The 18,203-nt window shown below is 69.9% G+C and carries 13 protein-coding genes; 12 read left to right on the top strand and 1 reads right to left on the bottom strand.

Annotated elements, in window-relative coordinates; translation table 11 throughout:
- Positions 1-84 precede the first annotated feature (84 nt).
- The 10 genes from ACWEKM_RS28390 to ACWEKM_RS28345 all read left to right on the top strand — a co-directional run bounded on the left by ACWEKM_RS28390 (position 85) and on the right by ACWEKM_RS28345 (position 15,289).
- A complete protein-coding gene (locus ACWEKM_RS28390) occupies positions 85-1,425 on the top strand; it encodes an NCS2 family permease (RefSeq protein WP_451624089.1) in 1,341 nt (446 codons plus the stop codon).
- Between the two features lie 57 nt (positions 1,426-1,482).
- Entirely contained in the window at positions 1,483-3,153 is a 1,671-nt protein-coding gene (locus ACWEKM_RS28385; RefSeq protein WP_451624088.1) for an adenine deaminase C-terminal domain-containing protein, read from the top strand.
- A 378-nt stretch (positions 3,154-3,531) separates the two neighbouring features.
- Positions 3,532-4,302, top strand: coding sequence for an alpha/beta fold hydrolase (locus ACWEKM_RS28380; protein ID WP_451624087.1), 771 nt, complete (start codon positions 3,532-3,534; stop codon positions 4,300-4,302).
- A gap of 307 nt (positions 4,303-4,609) precedes the next feature.
- Positions 4,610-4,957, top strand: coding sequence for a fic family toxin-antitoxin system, toxin component (locus ACWEKM_RS28375; protein ID WP_451624086.1), 348 nt, complete (start codon positions 4,610-4,612; stop codon positions 4,955-4,957).
- A 686-nt stretch (positions 4,958-5,643) separates the two neighbouring features.
- Positions 5,644-7,365, top strand: a complete 1,722-nt coding sequence (locus ACWEKM_RS28370) for an acetolactate synthase catalytic subunit (RefSeq protein WP_451624085.1) — start codon at positions 5,644-5,646, stop codon at positions 7,363-7,365.
- Positions 7,362-8,678, top strand: coding sequence for an aspartate aminotransferase family protein (locus ACWEKM_RS28365; RefSeq protein ID WP_451624084.1), 1,317 nt, complete (start codon positions 7,362-7,364; stop codon positions 8,676-8,678). Before ACWEKM_RS28370 ends, ACWEKM_RS28365 begins: the two co-directional genes overlap by 4 nt.
- 104 nt (positions 8,679-8,782) lie before the next feature.
- Complete coding sequence (locus ACWEKM_RS28360; protein ID WP_451624083.1) at positions 8,783-10,870, top strand: hydantoinase/oxoprolinase family protein; 2,088 nt, start codon at positions 8,783-8,785, stop codon at positions 10,868-10,870.
- Positions 10,870-12,684, top strand: a complete 1,815-nt coding sequence (locus ACWEKM_RS28355; RefSeq protein ID WP_451624082.1) for a hydantoinase B/oxoprolinase family protein — start codon at positions 10,870-10,872, stop codon at positions 12,682-12,684. The genes ACWEKM_RS28360 and ACWEKM_RS28355 overlap by 1 nt, the downstream gene beginning before the upstream one ends.
- 162 nt (positions 12,685-12,846) lie before the next feature.
- The gene (locus ACWEKM_RS28350) at positions 12,847-14,229 is read left to right on the top strand and encodes an MFS transporter (protein ID WP_451624081.1); all 1,383 of its coding nucleotides are present in this window, start codon (positions 12,847-12,849) and stop codon (positions 14,227-14,229) included.
- A 133-nt stretch (positions 14,230-14,362) separates the two neighbouring features.
- A complete protein-coding gene (locus ACWEKM_RS28345; RefSeq protein WP_451624080.1) occupies positions 14,363-15,289 on the top strand; it encodes a LysR family transcriptional regulator in 927 nt (308 codons plus the stop codon).
- Positions 15,290-16,164: 875 nt separating this feature from the next.
- On the opposite strand, the gene ACWEKM_RS28340 is transcribed toward ACWEKM_RS28345, so the two are convergent.
- The gene (locus tag ACWEKM_RS28340) at positions 16,165-16,413 is read right to left on the bottom strand and encodes a hypothetical protein (RefSeq protein WP_451624079.1); all 249 of its coding nucleotides are present in this window, start codon (positions 16,411-16,413) and stop codon (positions 16,165-16,167) included.
- Positions 16,414-16,904: 491 nt separating this feature from the next.
- Between ACWEKM_RS28340 and ACWEKM_RS28335 the strand changes: the two genes are divergently transcribed.
- Positions 16,905-16,982: a putative leader peptide gene (locus ACWEKM_RS28335; RefSeq protein WP_451624117.1), complete on the top strand. Its 78-nt coding sequence runs from the start codon at positions 16,905-16,907 to the stop codon at positions 16,980-16,982.
- Between the two features lie 474 nt (positions 16,983-17,456).
- Complete coding sequence (locus ACWEKM_RS28330; protein WP_451624078.1) at positions 17,457-18,092, top strand: hypothetical protein; 636 nt, start codon at positions 17,457-17,459, stop codon at positions 18,090-18,092.
- Positions 18,093-18,203: the final 111 nt, after the last annotated feature.

The following is an 18,203-nucleotide window of genomic DNA, read 5'->3' as shown; positions in this document are numbered from 1 at the left end:
ATGAACTCTTTACAGCTCCTGGGCCTGTAGTTAGCCTACCGTGCAAACGCATGCTGCAAACGATTGCATTGATGAGGAGGGGTGATGACAACGGAAACCGCGTCGAGAACCGAGTCCGGAAGAACCTCGAGAGTCGACCGGATATTCGGGTTGCGGGAGCGCGGCACCTCCGTGCGCACGGAAGTGCTCGCGGGTGTGAGCATGTTCCTCGCCTCGGCCTATGTGGTCGTCGTGGTACCCGGCATGCTCGCCTCGGCCGGCGTGCCCCACGCTGCGGCAACCACCGGCGTGCTCGTCACGGTTGTGGTCGCCACCCTGTTCATGGGGCTCTACGCCAACCTGCCGTTCGTCCTGGCGCCCGGCCTGGGCGGTGTGGCGCTGGTGACCGTGACCTTGATCCAGCAAGGCCATGTGCCCTACCCCGTGGCCATGGGCATGGTGTTCTGGTCGGGCGTGGCGTTCCTGTTGCTGACCCTGCTCGGCGTGCGCCAGCTGGTCACCCGCGTCATCCCCGACTGTGTGCGTCTGGCGATCGGTTCCGCCATCGGGCTGTACATCGCGATGCTGGGCTTCCGCTCGGCCGGGCTCATCGAGTTCGGACCCAAGGGCATGAAGATCGGTGAGCTCACGTCTGCGGCCGCTCTGCTTGCCCTCGCGGGCCTGGTTCTGGTCACCGCCCTGGCCTCCCGCAAGACGCCCGGTGCGCTGTTGATCACCATGGGAGTGCTGACCGTCGCGGCGATCCCGCTCGGTGTCGCCGAGTTGCCCAGTGCCTGGTTCGAGCTGCCCGACGGCCTCGGTCCGGTCGCGTTCGATCTGGATCTGCTCGGGGCGCTGAAGCCCGAGTACCTGCCGTACCTGTTCGCGCTCTTCGCCGCGGAGTTCTTCTCCGCCACGGGCGTCATGATGGCCGTGGGGCAGCGGATCGGAATCGCCGACGACAAGGGTCAGATCCCGAACGTCAACAAGCCGTTCCTGGTCGACTCGGTCAGTGTGATCGGCGGCTCGGCGATCGGCGGTCCGAGCGTGACGACGTACCTGGAGTCCGCGGCGGGAGCCGACAGCGGCGGCCGCACGGGCCTCACCTCGGTCGTGACCGGTGGGCTGTTCGCTCTGCTTCTGCTGTTCACCCCGCTCGCGACCATGATCCCGCCGTCGGCGACCGCTCCGGTGCTGATCTTCATCGGGCTGTCCATGCTGGCCGGGCTGCGCAAGGTCGACATGTCCGATCCCACCGACGCGATCCCGGCGGCCCTGGTGGTGGCCTGCACGCTGTTCTGGGGCAACTTCGGCACCGGCATCGCCGCCGGCCTGACCTCCTACGTGCTGATCAAGGCCGTGGCAGGGCGCTTCAAGGAGATCCACATCGGCCTGTGGATCATGCTGCCGTTCCTCCTCTACTTCTTCCACACCTCCGTCCACTGATTCCCCATCGTCCACTGATCGGAAGTCCACGTGCACGACATCCGCGTATCCGGGGGCATGGTTGCCTCCGTCTTCACCGGTGAGGTCTTCGCCGCCGACGTCCTCATCACCGGCTCGATCATCAGCGGAGTGGTTCCGCCGGGTACCGGCGGTCCGGCCGTCGAACAGATCGACGCCACCGGGCGGTTGATCGTCCCCGGGTTCCTCGACGCCCACATGCACGTCGAGAGCTCGTTCCTCACCCCGGCCGCGTTCGCCTGGCTCACGCTGCCTCGCGGCACCACCACCGTGCTCGCCGACCCGCACGAGATCGTCAACGTCGCCGGCCGCACGGCGATGCGGTGGATGATCGACGCCGGGCAGGCGACCCCGCAGACGCAGCTGTGGGGCGTGCCGTCCTGCGTGCCAGCCCTCGCCGGCTTCGAGCACTCCGGCGCCCACCTGGACGCCGCCGACGTCGACGAACTCCTGCGCTGGGACGGGGTACGGGCGCTGGCCGAAGTCATGGACTACCGCGCGGTCGTCTCCGGCGACCCGCGGATGCACTCGATCATCGCGGCGGCCCGGAACCAGAGCGTGATCCTGGACGGGCACTGCCCCGGCCTGGCCGGGGAGGAGCTCAGCCGCTACATGGCCACTGGCATCGACTCCGACCACACCAAGAACTCGCCCGAGGTCGTGGTGGAGAAGGCCCGCCTCGGCATGACCGTCATGCTCCAGGAGAAGTGTCTGGAGCCCGAAGTCGTCGAGGCCCTGCACGCCCTGCCGCAACTTCCTCCCCTCTGCCTGGTCACCGACGACCTGGCGGCCGACCACATCGTCGCCGAGGGGCATCTGGACCACATCGCGCGTACCGCCGTGGCGGCAGGTCTGCCCGCGCTCGACGTGCTGCGTGCGCTGACCTGGACGCCCGCCCAGCGGCTGCGGCTGCCCGACCGCGGTGTCGTCGCACCGGGCAAGCGCGCCGATCTGGTGCTGCTCGACGGGCGGTTGGAGGACTTCGCGGTCGACTCGGTGATCGCAGGCGGCCGCCTCGTCGCCACCGGGGGCCGCGCGACTTACGAGGAGCCGCACCCGGGCGACCACCCGTTCGCGGGTTCGGTCCATGTCTCCGGGCTCCCCGACGACGAGTACCGGTGGCGCGTGGACCTGCCCGACGGCCGGCACCGCTTCCGGGCGCTGCGCGTCAACCCGGTCGACACCTACACCGAACCGACCGAGATCGAACTCGACGTCGCCGACGGCTTCGTCGGCTGGGAGGGGCACACGGCCCTGTGCTGGGTGCGCAATCGGCACGGTCGCGACCACACCGCCTGCGTACCGGTGACCGGCATGGACCTCGGCGACGGCGCGGTCACCACCACCTATGCCCACGACAGCCACAACCTCGTCACCCTCGGCACCACCATCCGGTCGATGAGGGCTGCGGCCGAGGCGGTGCTCGCCGACGACGGTGGCGTGGCCGTCGCCCGCCAGGGGGCGGTCACCGCCCGACTGCCCCTCGGCGTCGGCGGCGTCATGTCCGCGGCACCCACCGCCCACGTGGCCGACGCCTCCCGGCGGGTACGGCACGAGCTCGGCGAGTGGGGCTGGCGGCACCGCAATCCCTTCATGAGTGTCTCGACGCTCACCCTGGCCGTCTCACCGACCGTGAAGATCACCGATCTCGGGTTGGTGGACGTCCTCGCCCGCGACTGGGCCCCGCAGATCCTGGACAGTTGCCACTGAGGCGGCACTGCGACGACACGACGTCAGCGAGGCAGGCTCCCGTATGCGCCGAGCCCTCCGTGCCGGTTCCCCCGGCCCTCGCCGAAACACCTAGTGGATCACGCGCCCCTGTGACACTGCGGCATCAGTCCGGAGAACAGGGGCGGAAGTGCGGTCACCGCCACTCGCGCATCATCGACCCGTCCCGCATCCCTCGGCGCTCAGCGGGGCACGGCTCGGGGCAGCGAGGCAAGGCGGCTCTGCCTGACTGTCGTGTGGAATCAAACCGGTCGAACCAGGTCTGGAAAACCTGACGAGGACCGATCCCCGTCGGCAACCGATCCGGCTGCCCCCCAACGGGGCTGCTGCGCACACCTACTCACGAATGAGGACCCTCGGATGACCCAGCATGGTGTCCGGATCAGCGGCGCCCGGCCGCCCATAGTGCTGTTGCACGCTTTCCCGCTGTCGGCGGCGATGTGGGACGGCGTCATCGCCGGGTTGGCACCGGAGCGTGAGGTGCTGGCCCTGGACTATCCCGGCTTCGGCGGGCGCCCCGCAGCCGTCGGCGAACCGGATCTGGCGGTGTTCGCCGACGATGTCGCAGCCGAACTGGACAACCGCCGCACCGGCCCGGTCATCGCCGTCGGCCTGTCACTGGGCGGGTACGTCATGGTCGAGCTGGTCCGCCGCCGCCCGGACCTGCTGGCCGGCCTGGTGTTCGCCGACACGCGGGCGACCGCCGACTCCGCCGCGGAAGTGGCACGCCGGGCCACGCAGGCCGAACGGATCCGCGCGGACAGGCACCTGGAATCGCTCGTCACCGACTACCTGCCGGCCTGCCACGGCGAGAGCACCCGGCCGGACGCGCTTGCGGCGACGCAGCAGATGGTCCGCGCCGCCGACCCGGAGGGCGTGGCGTGGACCCTGCAGGCCATGGCCGCACGAATCGACGGCCGTGCCGCCCTGCGCGACTGCGGGCTGCCCGGCGGCGTGATCGTGGGCACCGAGGATGCCCTGTGCAGCGACACGGACCAGGCCAACCTGTGCGATGCGCTGGACGGCGCACGGGTGTACCGCGTCCCCGATGCGGCGCATTACAGCGCCGTGGAGAACCCGGAGGGATTTGTCGCGGCGCTGCGTGCCTTCCTGCTCGAACGAGACCTCTAGCCAGGCCGGCTGGTGACTCGGTGGGCCGACCTCGACATCAAGGCTCTACCGAGCGGGCGCACTGTCGGCCGAGCCGTCCCCGCACCTGCGGGGGTGGCTCGGCCGGTCTCGGTTTCAGGTGTACGCCGGACGCGTTCTGGCCCAGGAACTCAACAGGCGCGGTTCCTCGAGGGCAGCACTTTCTTCCTCAGCACGCCCGGTGTCCGCGAGGAATTCGCCGGCCGGTTCGGCCCGCAGCCCGGCACGGCCGCGTCCGCAGCGTAAGGCAGGCAGCGACGCAGTGGACCTCTCGGTAGATCTTCCATCGTTGCTGGAGATCGTCCGCACACAGTTGGGTGACCCGGACGTGACGGACTGGGGAGCGCTCGAGGCGGCCCGCGCACGGCATGCCTTCCACGTGCTGGACGAACCCGTATACCCGAGGCCGCATCACAGGGCCGCCGCGCTCTTCCACTCGCTTGCCCGAGTGCTGGCCCTGGAACACAGCAACGAACTCTTCGGAGCGACGGTCGCGGCCGGCTACCTGCACACGTCCGGTGTGCCCGTACGGTTCACCGCCAAGGAGGCCGCAGACCTCGCCGACCAGGTGTGCGCCGGGCACATGGACGTGCGTGCCCCGGCCGCGGCGTTGCGGGAGTGGACCGGGCACAGCTGAGCATCAGCTCCGTCCGGTGGAGACGGTGCTGATCATCACGACTGCCGACCTGCCGACCTGCCGACCTGCCGACCTGCGGTCCTGCTGTCGCTGTCCATGCTGGCTGCCGAACGGAACGTGCCGGCGCGAGCAAGCACGCGGGGTCCCTGCGGTGCGCGGAGGACGTGCCGTTCACCGCGGCGCACGAGGCGCACGCGGTGGATGCGGAGACAACTCGGGGAGAACCTTCAGGTCCGCGTGGCGTGGCAACCCCCGTTGTCCGTCGTATGGTGTCCGTCCCGGCTGATCAAGGCCCGGGAACCGGGCCCAGGCCGACCTTTGCATAACGGAATCACGCGAGCTTTCTGACGGACTCGCAGGCTGCGGCATTCTCATATGCGGCACATTCCTCCGGTTCCGTGGCGGCGGAGAACAAACCCTTCTTGTCTCACCCACGGAAACAGGCGAGTCGGGCCGACGGAGCCCCGTGTCTTGTTCCGCGCGAGGTGAGCGGGGGTGCCCGGTGGTCGGGAGCGAGATCCGATATTCACCTGATCGATCCGGTCCCTTCACACCTCACAGGTGGCCCTGCTGCGGCCCCGCACTCGATAAGTGCTGGTTATGAAAGAAAACATTTCATCTATTGGACCGGTGAATCTCGTGCGTGATGCACTCCGTGAACAGTCGGCGAACAGAGGAGCCAGCAGATGGGAAGCACGGTCGCACGAGGGTTGGCGGCGGCGCTGAGGCGTCACCGCGTCAGTGATGTGTTCGGTCAGAGCCTGCCATCGCTGTTCTTCCTGGCCGCTCCTGAAGAATCGATCCGCCAGATCGTCTACCGCACCGAGAACGCCGGCGGGGCGATGGCGGACGGCTACGCGCGGGTGTCGAACCGTATTGGTGTTGTGGCCGCGCAGAACGGCCCCGCCGCGACCCTGCTGGTGCCGCCGATGGCCGAGGCGCTCAAGGCGTCCGTACCGCTGATCGCCATCGTCCAGGAGGTCCCGCAGGCGGCCCGGGACCGCAACGCCTTCCAGGAGCTGGACCACGTCAAGCTGTTCGCGTCCTGCGCCAAGGCGATCCACCGCATCGACGACCCCGCGCGCGTGGACGACTACGTGGACGCGGCCGTCACCGAGGCGACCTCCGGCCGACCCGGCCCCGTCGTACTCCTTCTCCCCAAGGACGTGCTCGCCGCCCCGCTCTCCGGGACCGGCACCCGCACCGCCTCCTACGGAACTTTCCCTCTCGACCGCTACCAGCCCGCCCCCGACCGCATCAAGGAGGTCGCCGACCTGATCGCCGGTGCCCAGCGGCCCCTGGTGGTGGCCGGCGGAGGCGTCCACGTCTCCGGGGCCGTCGCCGAACTCGGCGAGCTCCAGCAGCTCGTCGGGTTGCCGGTGGCGACCACGCCCATGGGCAAGGGCTCGGTGGACGAGACCGACCCCCTCTCCATCGGCGTGATCGGCTACGCCATGGGAGCCTACGCGGCGACGCATCACGCCCGCCCCCTGGTCGAAGACGCCGACCTCATCGTTTTCGTGGGGACCCGGACCAACGAGAACGCCACTGACGCCTGGCGCCTGTTCCCGCCGACCGCGACGTACGTCCACATCGACATGGACCCCGTCGAGGTGGGCCGCAACTACGAGGCCGTACGCCTGGTCGGCGACGCCAAGCTCACCCTGCGTGCGATCGTGGACGAGCTGAAGTCCCGCTCCCTCGACACCCGTGAGGCCGCCCGTGACCAGGTGATCGCGCAGATCGCCGAGGCCAAGGAACGGCACCGGCAGGCCATCGAGCCCCGGGCCACCGCGGACGGCTCGCCGATCCGGCCCGAGCGGATCATGAAGGAGCTCGACGCCCTGCTGACGCCGGAGACCATCGTGGTGGCGGACGCCAGTTACAGCTCCGTCTGGATGGCCAATTACCTGCGCGCCCGCGGCGCCGGCCAGCGTTTCCTGTCCCCCCGGGGCCTGGCCGGACTCGGCTGGGGCGTGCCCATGGCCATCGGCGCCAAGGCCGCGAGCCCCGACAGCCCCGTGGTCGCCATCGCCGGCGACGGCGGCTTCGCGCACTGCTGGTCCGAGATCGAGACCGCCGTGCGGATGAACCTGCCGCTCACCGTGATCGTGCTGAACAACGCCATCCTCGGCTACCAGAAGCACTCCGAGCTGTATCAGTTCGCCGAGCACACCAGCGCCATCGACATCACGCAGATCGACCACGCCGCCATCGCCGAGGCATGTGGCGCCCGGGGCGTGCGGGTCGACTCCGCGGACGCCCTCGCCCCCGCCCTGCGCGAGGCCGTCGGCTCCGGCGCCGTCACCGTCATCGACGTGGTGACCGCCGCCGACGCCTTCCCCCCGATCTCCGCCTGGGACGGCGACGCCACCCTGGGTGAACTGACCGCCGGAGCCGACCTGTGACCGAACCCTCCTTCGCCGGCTCCGAGGCATATCTCAGACGCGCCCAAAAGCTCATCCCCCTCGGTGTCAACTCCTCCCGCCGGGCCGTGCTGCGGCCCACCCCGCTCACCTTCGTCTCCGCGTCCGGGAGCCGGATCACCGACGTCGACGGCAACGAGTACGTCGACTACGTCGCCGGATACGGCCCGATGCTCCTCGGACACCAGCCGCCCCAGGTGACGGAAGCCGTCCGTAAACAGGTCGACGTCGGGGTCCTGTACGGCGGCCAGCACGAGGCGGAGGCCGAACTGGCCGAACGCATCGTGCGGATGGTGCCCAGCGCCGAGTCGGTCCTGCTCAACGTCACCGGCAGCGAGGCCGCCCAGGCGGCGCTGCGCATCGCCCGCGCCGCCACCGGCCGCCGCAGGACCGTCAAGTTCGAGGGCCACTACCACGGCTGGATCGACCCGGTCACCGCCAACGGGCCCGGCAGCGCCGCAGGTTCGGGCCCGGCACCCCGCCCGGTCCTCGCCGCGGATCACCAGCTCGTGGGCCCCGAACTGCTGATCTGCCCGTGGAACGACCCGGAGGCCCTGGCCGCCCTGCTGGAGCGGCACGGCGACGAGATCGCCGCGGTCATCATGGAGCCCGTCGCCGTCAACGGCGGCAACCTCTGGGCCGACGACGGCTACCTCGCCACCGCCCGCCGGCTCTGCGACCGGTACGGCTGTCTGCTCGTCTTCGACGAGGTCGTCACCGGGTTCCGGCTGGGCCCCGGCGGCGCCCAGCAGCGCACCGGGGTCACCCCCGACCTCACCGTCCTGGCCAAGGCCCTCGGCTCCGGTCACCCGATCAGCGCGGTGGCCGGACGCGCCGAGGTCATGCGGGTTGCCGAGCGCATCGGACACGCCGGCACCTACAACGGCAACGCGCTGTCGGTCGTGGCGGCCAACGCCACGCTCGACACCCTGGAGAACGGACGGGACACCCTCTACCCCCTTCTCGAAGAGCTGACCGGTCGGCTCGCCGACGGCTTCGAGGAACTCGCAGCCCGGCACGGAGCGCCGCTCCAGGCCCTGCGCGCGGGCGCCCTGATCAGGCTCCACTGGGACGCGCCGACGCCGCTGCGCACCTACGCGGACGCGCTGGCCGGCCGTACCGAACCGCTCCGCCTGCTCTCCGAGGAGATCCTCCGCGGCGGCGTCCACGCCCGGGAGACCGGTCTGTGGTATGTCTCCGCTGCCCACACCGACGAGGACGTGGAGCGCACACTCACCGCCGTCGACCGGGCGCTGGCGGAGGTCACCCGACGACTCCACAGCGGCTCTCGCTGACCGGCGCCCGCCCGGCCCCGGCCCCCGCCGAGGTCCTGGCGGACGTGCCGGACCCGGCTTCAGCGGACGCCTCCTCCCCGCTGCCGCTCATCCGAAAGGCACTCATGCGATACTCCGTCTCCGCCGACACCGGCGGCACCTTCATCGATGTCGTCGTACGCGACGAGGAGAACAACCACTACGTCGGCAAGGCGCTCACCACCCACGGTCAGGTCTTCGACGGAATGCGCGAAGCCCTGGAGGGAATAGCCACCGACCTCGGGACGACCGCCCAGAGCCTCATCGCCCACACGGACCTGTTCATCTACGGGACCACGCGGGCCACCAACGCGATCGTGACCCGCAGGGTGGCCAAGACCGCCCTGCTCACCACCGAGGGTTTCCCCGACATCCTGGTGCTGAAGGAGGGCGGCAAACGCGACGTCTTCGACTACGGCACCGAGTACCCCGAGCCCTACATCCCCCGCCGGCGCACCTTCGAGGTGCCCGAGCGGATCAGCTCGGAGGGCCGCGTCACCACGCCCCTGGACGAGCAGGCCGTGCGCGAGATCCTGTACCGGCTGCGCGAGGAGGACTACGAGGCCGTCGCGGTCTCCCTGCTCTGGTCGGTCGTCGAGCCCGCCCACGAACTGCGCATCGGTGAACTGGCCGAGGAGATCCTCCCCGGGGTCCCCTACACCCTCGCGCACCAGATCGCGCCCATCGTCCGCGAGTACCGCCGCGCCTCGGCCGCCGCCATCGACGCCTCCCTCAAGCCGCTGATGCAGAGCCACTTCCGCGGCCTGGAGGCAGATCTGCGCGCCTTCGGCTACACCGGCCAGCTGCTGATCTCCTCCAGCATCGGCGGTGTCATGACCGTCGAGGAGATGATCGCCGCGCCGATCAACGCCGCGAAGTCCGGCCCGGCGATGGCGCCCGTCGCTGCCGTCAACTTCTCCCTGGCCGAGGGCCTCGGCGGCGACACCATCGTGTGCGACACCGGCGGCACCACCTTCGATGTCGGCCTCTCCCACGACTCCAACCTCGTCTACACCCGCGAGACCTGGCTCGGTGGCGAGTGGGAGGGCGACCTCCTTGGCATCTCCTCCGTCGACATCCGCTCCATCGGCTCCGGCGGCGGATCCATCGCCTGGGTCGACGACGGCGGTCTGCTCCGCGTCGGCCCCCAGTCCGCCGGCTCCGAACCCGGCCCCGCCTGCTACGGCCGCGGCGGCACCGCCGCCACGCTCTCCGACGCCGCGTGCGTCCTGGGCTTCTTCGACCCGGACTTCTTCCTCGGCGGCCGGATGGACCTGGACACCGAGGCGGCCCGCCGGGCCGTCGGCCTGGTCGCCGAGAAGCTGGGCCGCGCCGTCGAGGAGACGGCTTGGGGCATCCTCACCCTGGCCACCGACCACATGGTCAAGGCCGTCTACGACATGACCATCTCCCAGGGCCTGGACCCCAAGGAGAGCACCGTCGTCGCCGGCGGCGGGGCCGCCGGCATCAACATCATGCAGATCGGCGCGGAACTGGGCAGCAGCCGAGTGATCCTGCCCAAGACCGCGGGCGCCCTCTCGGCGGCCGGCATGCACTTCGCGGACATCGTCAAGGAGGAGTCCGCACCGTTGATCACCCGCGGCTCCACCTTCGACCATGACGGAGTCAACCAGGCACTGGAGCGGCTGCGCGAGAAGCTCGTCGCCTTCGCCGGCCGGGTCGGACTCGGCGAGGACGACTACGTCATCGAGTACTTCACCGAGGCCCGCTACGAGGCGCAGGTCTGGGACATCGTCACCGCGCTGCCCACCCACGAGTTCCGCGACGACGAGGACATCACCCGGCTCCGCAAGGCGTTCGACGCCGAGCACGAGCGCCTCTTCGCCTTCTACGACGAGTCGGCGGACCTGGAGTTCATCAGCTGGAAGGCACGGCTCACCGCCGACCTGCAGACCGCCCACTCCCAGGTCCCGGCGGTGCCCCGTACCGAAGGCACCGCCTCCAGGACGCGGCAGTGCTACTTCGGCCGGGACGGCCACACGCAGACCCCTGTGTACCTGCCGCGGGATCTGCGCCCGGGCCAGTTCGTGGCCGGCCCCGCGATCATCCAGGAGCCGACCACCACCCTGGTCGTCTACCCCGGCATGTCCACCGAGGTCAGCGCCTCCGGCAACTACATCCTGCACGTGACCACCTCGCAGAGGGGCAACTGATGACGGCCGACGACACCACGCGCGCAGCCGACGGCGGCGGGTTCGACCCGATCCTGACCGCCATCCTCGCCAACCGCCTGGACGGCATCGTGCGCGAGATGACCACCACACTGCTGCGCTCCGCGCGCTCCGCGGTCATCAACAGCGGACGGGACTTCTCCTGCGCCATCGCCACCGCGGACAACCAGCTGCTCGCCGCGGCGGAGGGCCTGCCGGTGCACATCTTCGGCGTGCAGCTCCAGGCGGAGGAGGTGCTCGCCGCCCACCCGGACCTCGCCGAGGGCGACGCCTACCTGGACAACAACCCCTACGGGGGCAACTCCCACGCTGCCGATCACTCCGTGCTGGTGCCCGTCTTCATCGACGGCGAACACCTGTTCACCGCGGTGGCCAAGGCGCACCAGGCCGACACCGGCAACTCGCTGCCCACCACCTACTTCGCCGGCGCCAAGGATGTGTACGAGGAAGGCTCCTTGATCTTCCCCGCGGTCCGCGTCCAGCGCGACTACACGACCATCGAGGACATCGTGCGGATGTGCATGGCGCGCATCCGGGTGCCGCAGCAGTGGCATGGCGACTTCCTCGCCTCCCTCGGCGCCGCGCGCATCGCCGAGCGCCGGCTCAAGGAGCTGTGCGCCAAGTACGGCAAGGAGCAGGTCAAGCAGTTCATCCGGAGCTGGTTCGACTACTCCGAAGACCTCATGCACAAGACGATCGAGCAGCTGCCCCAGGCCCGGTTGCACAACACCGGCAAGCACGATCCGTTCCAGCCGTACCTGCCCGACGGGCTGGAGTTCCAGGTCGACATCGACATCGACCCGCAAGCGGGCCGGATCGTCGTCGACCTGACCGACAACGTCCCCAACGTCGACTGCGGGCTCAACCTCACCAAGGCGACCACGCTCGCCGCCGTGTACAGCGGCATCTTCCACGGGCTGTCCGGGCAGGTGCCGAAGAACTCCGGCGCCTTCCGGCGCGTCGAGGTCAAGCTGAAGAAGGGCGCCGCCGTCGGTATCCCCGAGTTCCCGCACAGCTGCTCGGTCGCCACCACCAACGTCGCCGACCGGCTCACCAACTGTGTAGGCGCCGCCTTCGCCCAGCTCGGCGAGCCCTTCGGGATCGCCGAGGGCCCGATCGGCATGGGCGTGCCGCACGCGGTGGTCTCCGGCCACGACTCCCGTACCGGCGACCGGTTTGTCAATCAGCTGCTGATGGGCGCCGCCGGTGGCCCGGGCAGCGCCACGGCGGACGGCTGGCTGACCTGGAACGTGCCCAGCACGGCCGGCCTGACCTACCGGGACTCCGTTGAGATCGACGAGCTGAAGATGCCGATCCAGTACCGGCACATCAGGATGATGGCCGACTCCGGCGGCGCCGGTCGGCACCGCGGCGGCTGCACCGTCGACCTGGCCTTCGAATCGAAGGAAGACGGTGTCTCGGTCATCTACCCGTGCGATGGACAGCTGGTCCCGCCGCGGGGTGTCCTCGGCGGGCAGGACGGCGCCCTGGCCGCCGGCTGGCTGATCGATACCGACGGCACCGAGACCCTGCTGCCCAACAACGCCGTGGTCACCCTCGACACCGGTCAGGCGGTCCGCGGGGTGGAGTGCTCCGGCGGTGGTTACGGCGATCCCCTCGACCGTGATCCCAAGCGCGTCCTGGACGACGTGCGGGCCCGGTGGGAGACCGTCGGGCACGCGCGGGAGGTGTACGGCGTCGTGATCACCGGCAGCGGCGAGGACCTCGTCATCGACTGGTCCGCCACCGCCACGGCCCGCGCGGACCTGCGTGAAGGGGTCCCGGCGGCCCGCTGACCCGACGTTCCAGGGCCTGGTGCCCCGGACCAGCACGGTCCGGGACACCAGGCCCTCGCAGACCCCCCCCATGTGACACCCGCACGAACCGTTCCCCATTCGGAAGGCGCCACCACGGGCCCAGCGACGCCGTCGCCGCTTCGGCGACCAGAAGGACCAACCATGACCGCTACCGCAGTGACTTCGCCAGGCCGTCCCGGCAACCGTCGCGCGATCCTCGGAGGCGCCGTCGGAACCCTCACCGAGTACTACGACTTCGCCATCTACGGCCTGCTCGCCCCGACCATCGCCAGCCAGTTCTTCCCCGCGAGCGACCCCGCCGCCGCGCTGCTGAGCACCTTCGTCGTCTTCGCCCTCGGCTTCCTCTTCCGCCCCCTCGGCGGTTTCGTCTTCGGGTACTTCGGGGACAAGCTCGGCCGCACCAGGGCCCTGACGGCCGCCATTCTCCTGATGGCCGCGGCGACCACCGCGATCGGTCTGCTCCCCACCTATACCAGCGTCGGCCTGCTCTCGCCCGTGCTGCTGCTGATCTGTCGCTGTCTGCAGAGCGTCTCCAACGGAGGCGAGTTCGCCGGCGCCACCTCCTACCTCGCCGAATCGGCCCCGCAGCACAAACGAGCCTCTTACGTCAGCACCGTCACGGTCTCCTCGGCCATCCCCACCGTGATCGCCGCCATCGTCATCCTCAGCGTCTCTCTGCTGCTCGACGACAACGCCTTCACCTCATGGGGCTGGCGGATCCCGTTCCTGCTCGGCGCTCCCCTCGGACTGGTCGGCCTGTACCTGCGGCTGCGGCTCGCGGAGCCGGAGGTGTTCACCGACATGAAGGCGGCCGGCGTCGCGCCGCGCAACCCGCTGCTGACCGGTATCCGCACCCAGTGGCGCAAGATGCTCCTGGTCTTCTGCGGCGCGGCGGTCACCGCGTCCTCCTACTACATCCTGAACTCGTACATGGTCACCTACACGGAGACCGAGCTGGGCATCGGCAGGGACGTCTCCCTGTTCATGAACGGCACCGCCATCGTCATCTTCTGTGCCTCGGTGCTCCTGGCGGGCCGCGCCGCCGACCGGTTCGGCCGCAGGCCGGTCATCATGACGGGCCTGACCGCACTGGTGGTCCTCGGCGTGCCGGCGTTCTTCCTGATCCAGACGGGCAACCTGGCGGGCGTGCTGTTCGGCCAGATCCTGTTCTGCCTGTGCATCGCCCCGGTGTCGGGTGTCGTGCCGGTGCTGTCGGCCGAACTGTTCCCGACAACCGTCCGCTACAGCTGCAACTCGATGAGCTACAACCTCGCCTACACGGTGTTCGCGGGAACCGCGCCCTTCGTCGCCGCGTGGCTGGTGTCCCTGACCGGTCTGCTGGTCTCACCCGCCGTCTACGCCTCGTCCATCGCTCTCATCGCCGGCCTGGTCATATTCTTCTTCCTCAAGGAAACGGGGGGTACGGCTCTCCAGCAGAGCGTCGACCATGGTGAGCAGCACCGCCTCGAAGGAGGGAACGGTCCGGACGACGACAGCGCCCAGCAGACCGCGGCCCGGCTGTAGGCCCGATCCTCACATGGCGGCCGTCCGAGCGGGCGGACCAGGTCCCGCCCGGCGGCTGCTTTCCGTGCTTCGCCCGAGGGGTTGCGGGCAGGGTCACGGTGATTTCACAAGGCGGCTGAACAGTGGGGTTTCGATGGACTTGAGAAGACTGGAGTACTTCCTGGCCCTCGCCAGGCTGCAGCACTTCGGACGGGCGGCCGCCAAGCTGCACATTTCGCAGCCGGGGCTGTCCCAGCAGATCAGGGTTCTCGAACACGAACTGGGAGTGGATCTCTTCGACCGCAGCACCAAGCCGATCTCCCTGACCACGCCCGGCGAGGTGCTGCGTGAGCAGGGCGAGCTGGTCCTCGCCCAGGTGGACCTGTGCACGAAGCGGGTACGGGCGGCTGTCGAGCGGCCTACCGGCACCCTGCGGGTCGCCTACACCCGTTCCGGAGCCGATCTGAACATGCACGAGATCGTCGAGCAGTTCCGGAGCGAGTACCCGGGCGTCCAGCTCCTGCTGACCTCGGCCTGGACCAGCCGCAATCTGGAACTGCTGGAGGCGGGGGAGGCGGACATCGCGTTCGCCCGGTCCATCGTGCGCGACCGGGCTGTGGACTCCATGGTGATCGCGACCGAGGAACTCGTGGTCGCGTTCCCCGAGAACCATCCCCTGGCGGCCAGGGAACACGTCAGCTGCGCCGACATCGTCGATCTGCCCCTGGTGCACTGGCCGCGATCGCAGGGGCACGCCTACTACGACGAGATCAGACGGCAGATCTGGGGCGACATGCCGCAGAACGTCGTCGTGGAGCAGCCCGAGGCGGAGCACATCCTGCGCGAGGTCGCCCACGGGGTTGGCATTGCGGTGCTGGACGAGCACCGGGCCGCCCGCCACTGCCCTCCGGGGGTGCGGGTACGACCGTTTGTGTCACCTGCTCCGACCACGACCCTGGTCGTCTCCTGGCTTCCCGGCTCCACCCGCTCGCCGGTCGTCAACCGCTTCATCGAACTGTGCCGGCGCTACACGCTGCAGCCTGGCGGGGAACGCAGGCCCGACCGCCCGGGCACGATCTGACGGGACGCCGGGACGCCGGGACGCCGGGACGCCGGGACGCCGGGACGCCGGGACGCCGGGACGCCGGGACGCCGGGACGCCGGGTCGCCCAGTGCGCCTCTGTTGTCCGCCACGACGCGACCATCTCCGCAGGGCAGGCATGATCGCTTTCCTGACCACGGCCTGGAGCCCCCACCGCCCGGTTCGCCACCCCCCGACGTCGCTTCTTCGAGGTCCGCCGCACCGGACGTCAGGTGTGGAGTTCCGGCCCCTGCAATTCGCCCTGGGACGGGGGCTTCACACCGTGCGCGACGAGATCCATCGGGAAGGAGGGTTCGGTGCCGGGGTGCTGGACGCGATCTGCCCTCCCCGGCCGACAGGGCGGCTCGCTCTCCCCGTACCCGCGCGGTGGTGTGCTGTCGGCCCAGGCGGTTCGCGGTGATCGTGTCGGACGGCAGGCCGGGCAGGCGTGGCGGCCCGACAAGGTCGGCCGGGCCATGGCCGGACGCGCCGACTACTCCTGCTGCGTCGGCCATCCGGTGCTCCAGCGGGTCGAGGGTTGCCGGGCGAGCACGCGCGCCGGCGATGGCCCGCGCTCAGGAGCACAGCGTCTACGGGCGGCTGCCCGACCTGCGGGTCATGCGGGAGGTCCCACCTCGTCGTCAACGAATACGCACAGCACTACAACCGACACCGCCACCTGTTGGTGGCAGCTTCGATGGGGGCCGGCAGCACGAGGGCCTGGCCGCGGGCGGCTTCGGGAAGGTCCTGCCGGCGGCCCTCCGGACTCGGCACATCGCCCAGGCCGAGGGAAAGTTGGGGCGGGTCGCCACTCTCATGGCACGCGAGTGGGTTCGCCTCTCTCGAAACGTCGGCGCGATCAGGACGAGGCGCACCTACTCGCCCTGACGTGATCGCATCGTCCTGCTGCGTGAGGTTGCCAGCTGGTGCGCGAGTCGACAGAACTCCCGCAGCCCGGCCGCATCCAGCACCATGCCGCCCCCGACCGCCTCCGTTCCAGGCCCCATGACGTCGGCGACGTCCGACCGGATCATGCCCGGCGAACCGTCCGGCAGGTCGACCACCGGCAGCAACACATCGTTCCACCGCTTGAACAACTTCTCCAGCAGCAACTTCCCGAACAACGGATGCGTCCTTGCGACGACCCTCATCTCACACGGCAGGACCGCACGAAGATGTTGCAGTCGATCGCCCTCACCACCGGCACCGGGAAGAGCCACTTCACCGAGGCGCTCGGCCAGGCCGCGGTCGAAGCCGGGATGGCGGTCGCCTGGTTCACGATCGAGGACCTCGGGGCGCGGCAGGAGTCCCGGGGCCGGGTGAGCCGGTCGGCTCGGGCCGAGGCGCGGCCACGGCGCAGCACTGATCGCCGACGGCTGCCCGGCGCAGGCCCGCGACGTGCCGCGTACGGCTGTCGCCGAACTCGACCGGGTCGAAGCCCGGGCCCACCGCGCCACGGCTGCCCGGCCGCTCTTCTCCGTGGACGGATGACGGGCGGGATCCGGAATGGGCCGATCACCGCCCGGCTGTGCGGAGATCGTATCTTGTGTCCGCAACGTGAACGCTGTCTGCGACGTCTTGACCCGCACTTCGGTTGTCTGGTGAGGTGCATTGCATGAACGCGCAGCTCAACTTCACCCGACGACGCCATATCGACCTGGCGCACGTTGCCAGCGCGTTCTGTTGTCACTGACTCGAACCGTGGCTCCGGCAACGACCGGTGCGCGCCCCGGGCGCGGACGCGGTTCCGCCGTCGTAAGCCCTTGACACTGCCACCTGACACCGTGCCCGTCGGCCTCTGACGCGCTCGGTGCCTCCTCCTGTGCCGCAGTGAGGGGCCGTCGGGCTGCCCCCGCGGTCCCGGGCCCGGCCCGCCCTCCTCATGCAGTTCCGAGCGCCGGTGGTCCGCCGCCGAGCGAACATGCCGCTCCCTCCCGTCCCCTACGAGGCTCCCCTCCCCGCCGGCTCGGCCTGCCCGGCGCCCCGCCAACACCCCTGACGCGGCGGCCCGTCCAGGCCCGCAACGGTGGCGCGCATCCGTGCCCCCTGCCCTGCGCTCGTGCGAGTAGTCCGTCCCGCCCCGGTGCGCTCCCTCGCGCCCCGACGCGCTGTGGCGGGACCGGACCCGCCCATTCCCCGGTTTGATTCGAAAGGCATCCCCATCACCATGACCACTGACAGAGCCGTCATCGACGGCGACACCGCACCGGCGCCGACGCCCCCGGCGGACGGCGCGGCAGGGCTGCCGCGCGACGCCGTCTCGGGACTCGGCGTCTTCTCCCAGGGCCTGGCCGCGGCAGCCCCCAGCGTCGCCGTGGCGAGCGTGCCCGGCTCCCTCTTCCTCGTAGCGGGCAAGGGCACCTTCTGGGTGGCGATCGTCGGCGGCGCCATCGTCTACCTGATCGCCGCGGTGATCTCGCTGCAAGCCCGAAGAACCGTTTCTTCGGGTTCGCTCGGCACCTATGCCGGCAATGGCCTCGGACCGGTCGCGGCCTTTGTGACCGGCTGGGCACTGATCATCGGCTACATCGGCTTCGCCGCGGGCGGCGTGCTCGGCGCGGTGCTCTACTTCAACTCGTTCCTCCAGCAGATCGGGCTCCACACCGACCACGTGGTGTTCAAGGTGCTCCTGCTGGTCCTGGCCACCGCGGTGGCGCTCTACATCCCGCTCCGCGGGGTGAGCATCTCCGCGAAGACCGGCCTCGTCTTCGAGATCGCCTCCGCCGCGGGCATCGCCGTCGTCCTCGTCGCCTCCTACCTCGGGTCTGTACGGTCTTCGGCTCTGGCCCGTAGTCGGTGGTGACGTTGAGTAGCCGTCCTTGATCATGGTCTTGTGGTGGATGTCAACTCCCTTGTGGGGACGGTGTTTTCCGGGCTGTCGGCCCTGGTCGTCGAGGACGTGGCGGACGGCGGT

This window comes from Streptomyces sp. NPDC004752 (genome assembly GCF_053601275.1).
The sequence above is the reverse complement of the archived record's forward strand: the minus strand, read 5'-3'. Positions and strand labels throughout refer to the sequence as shown.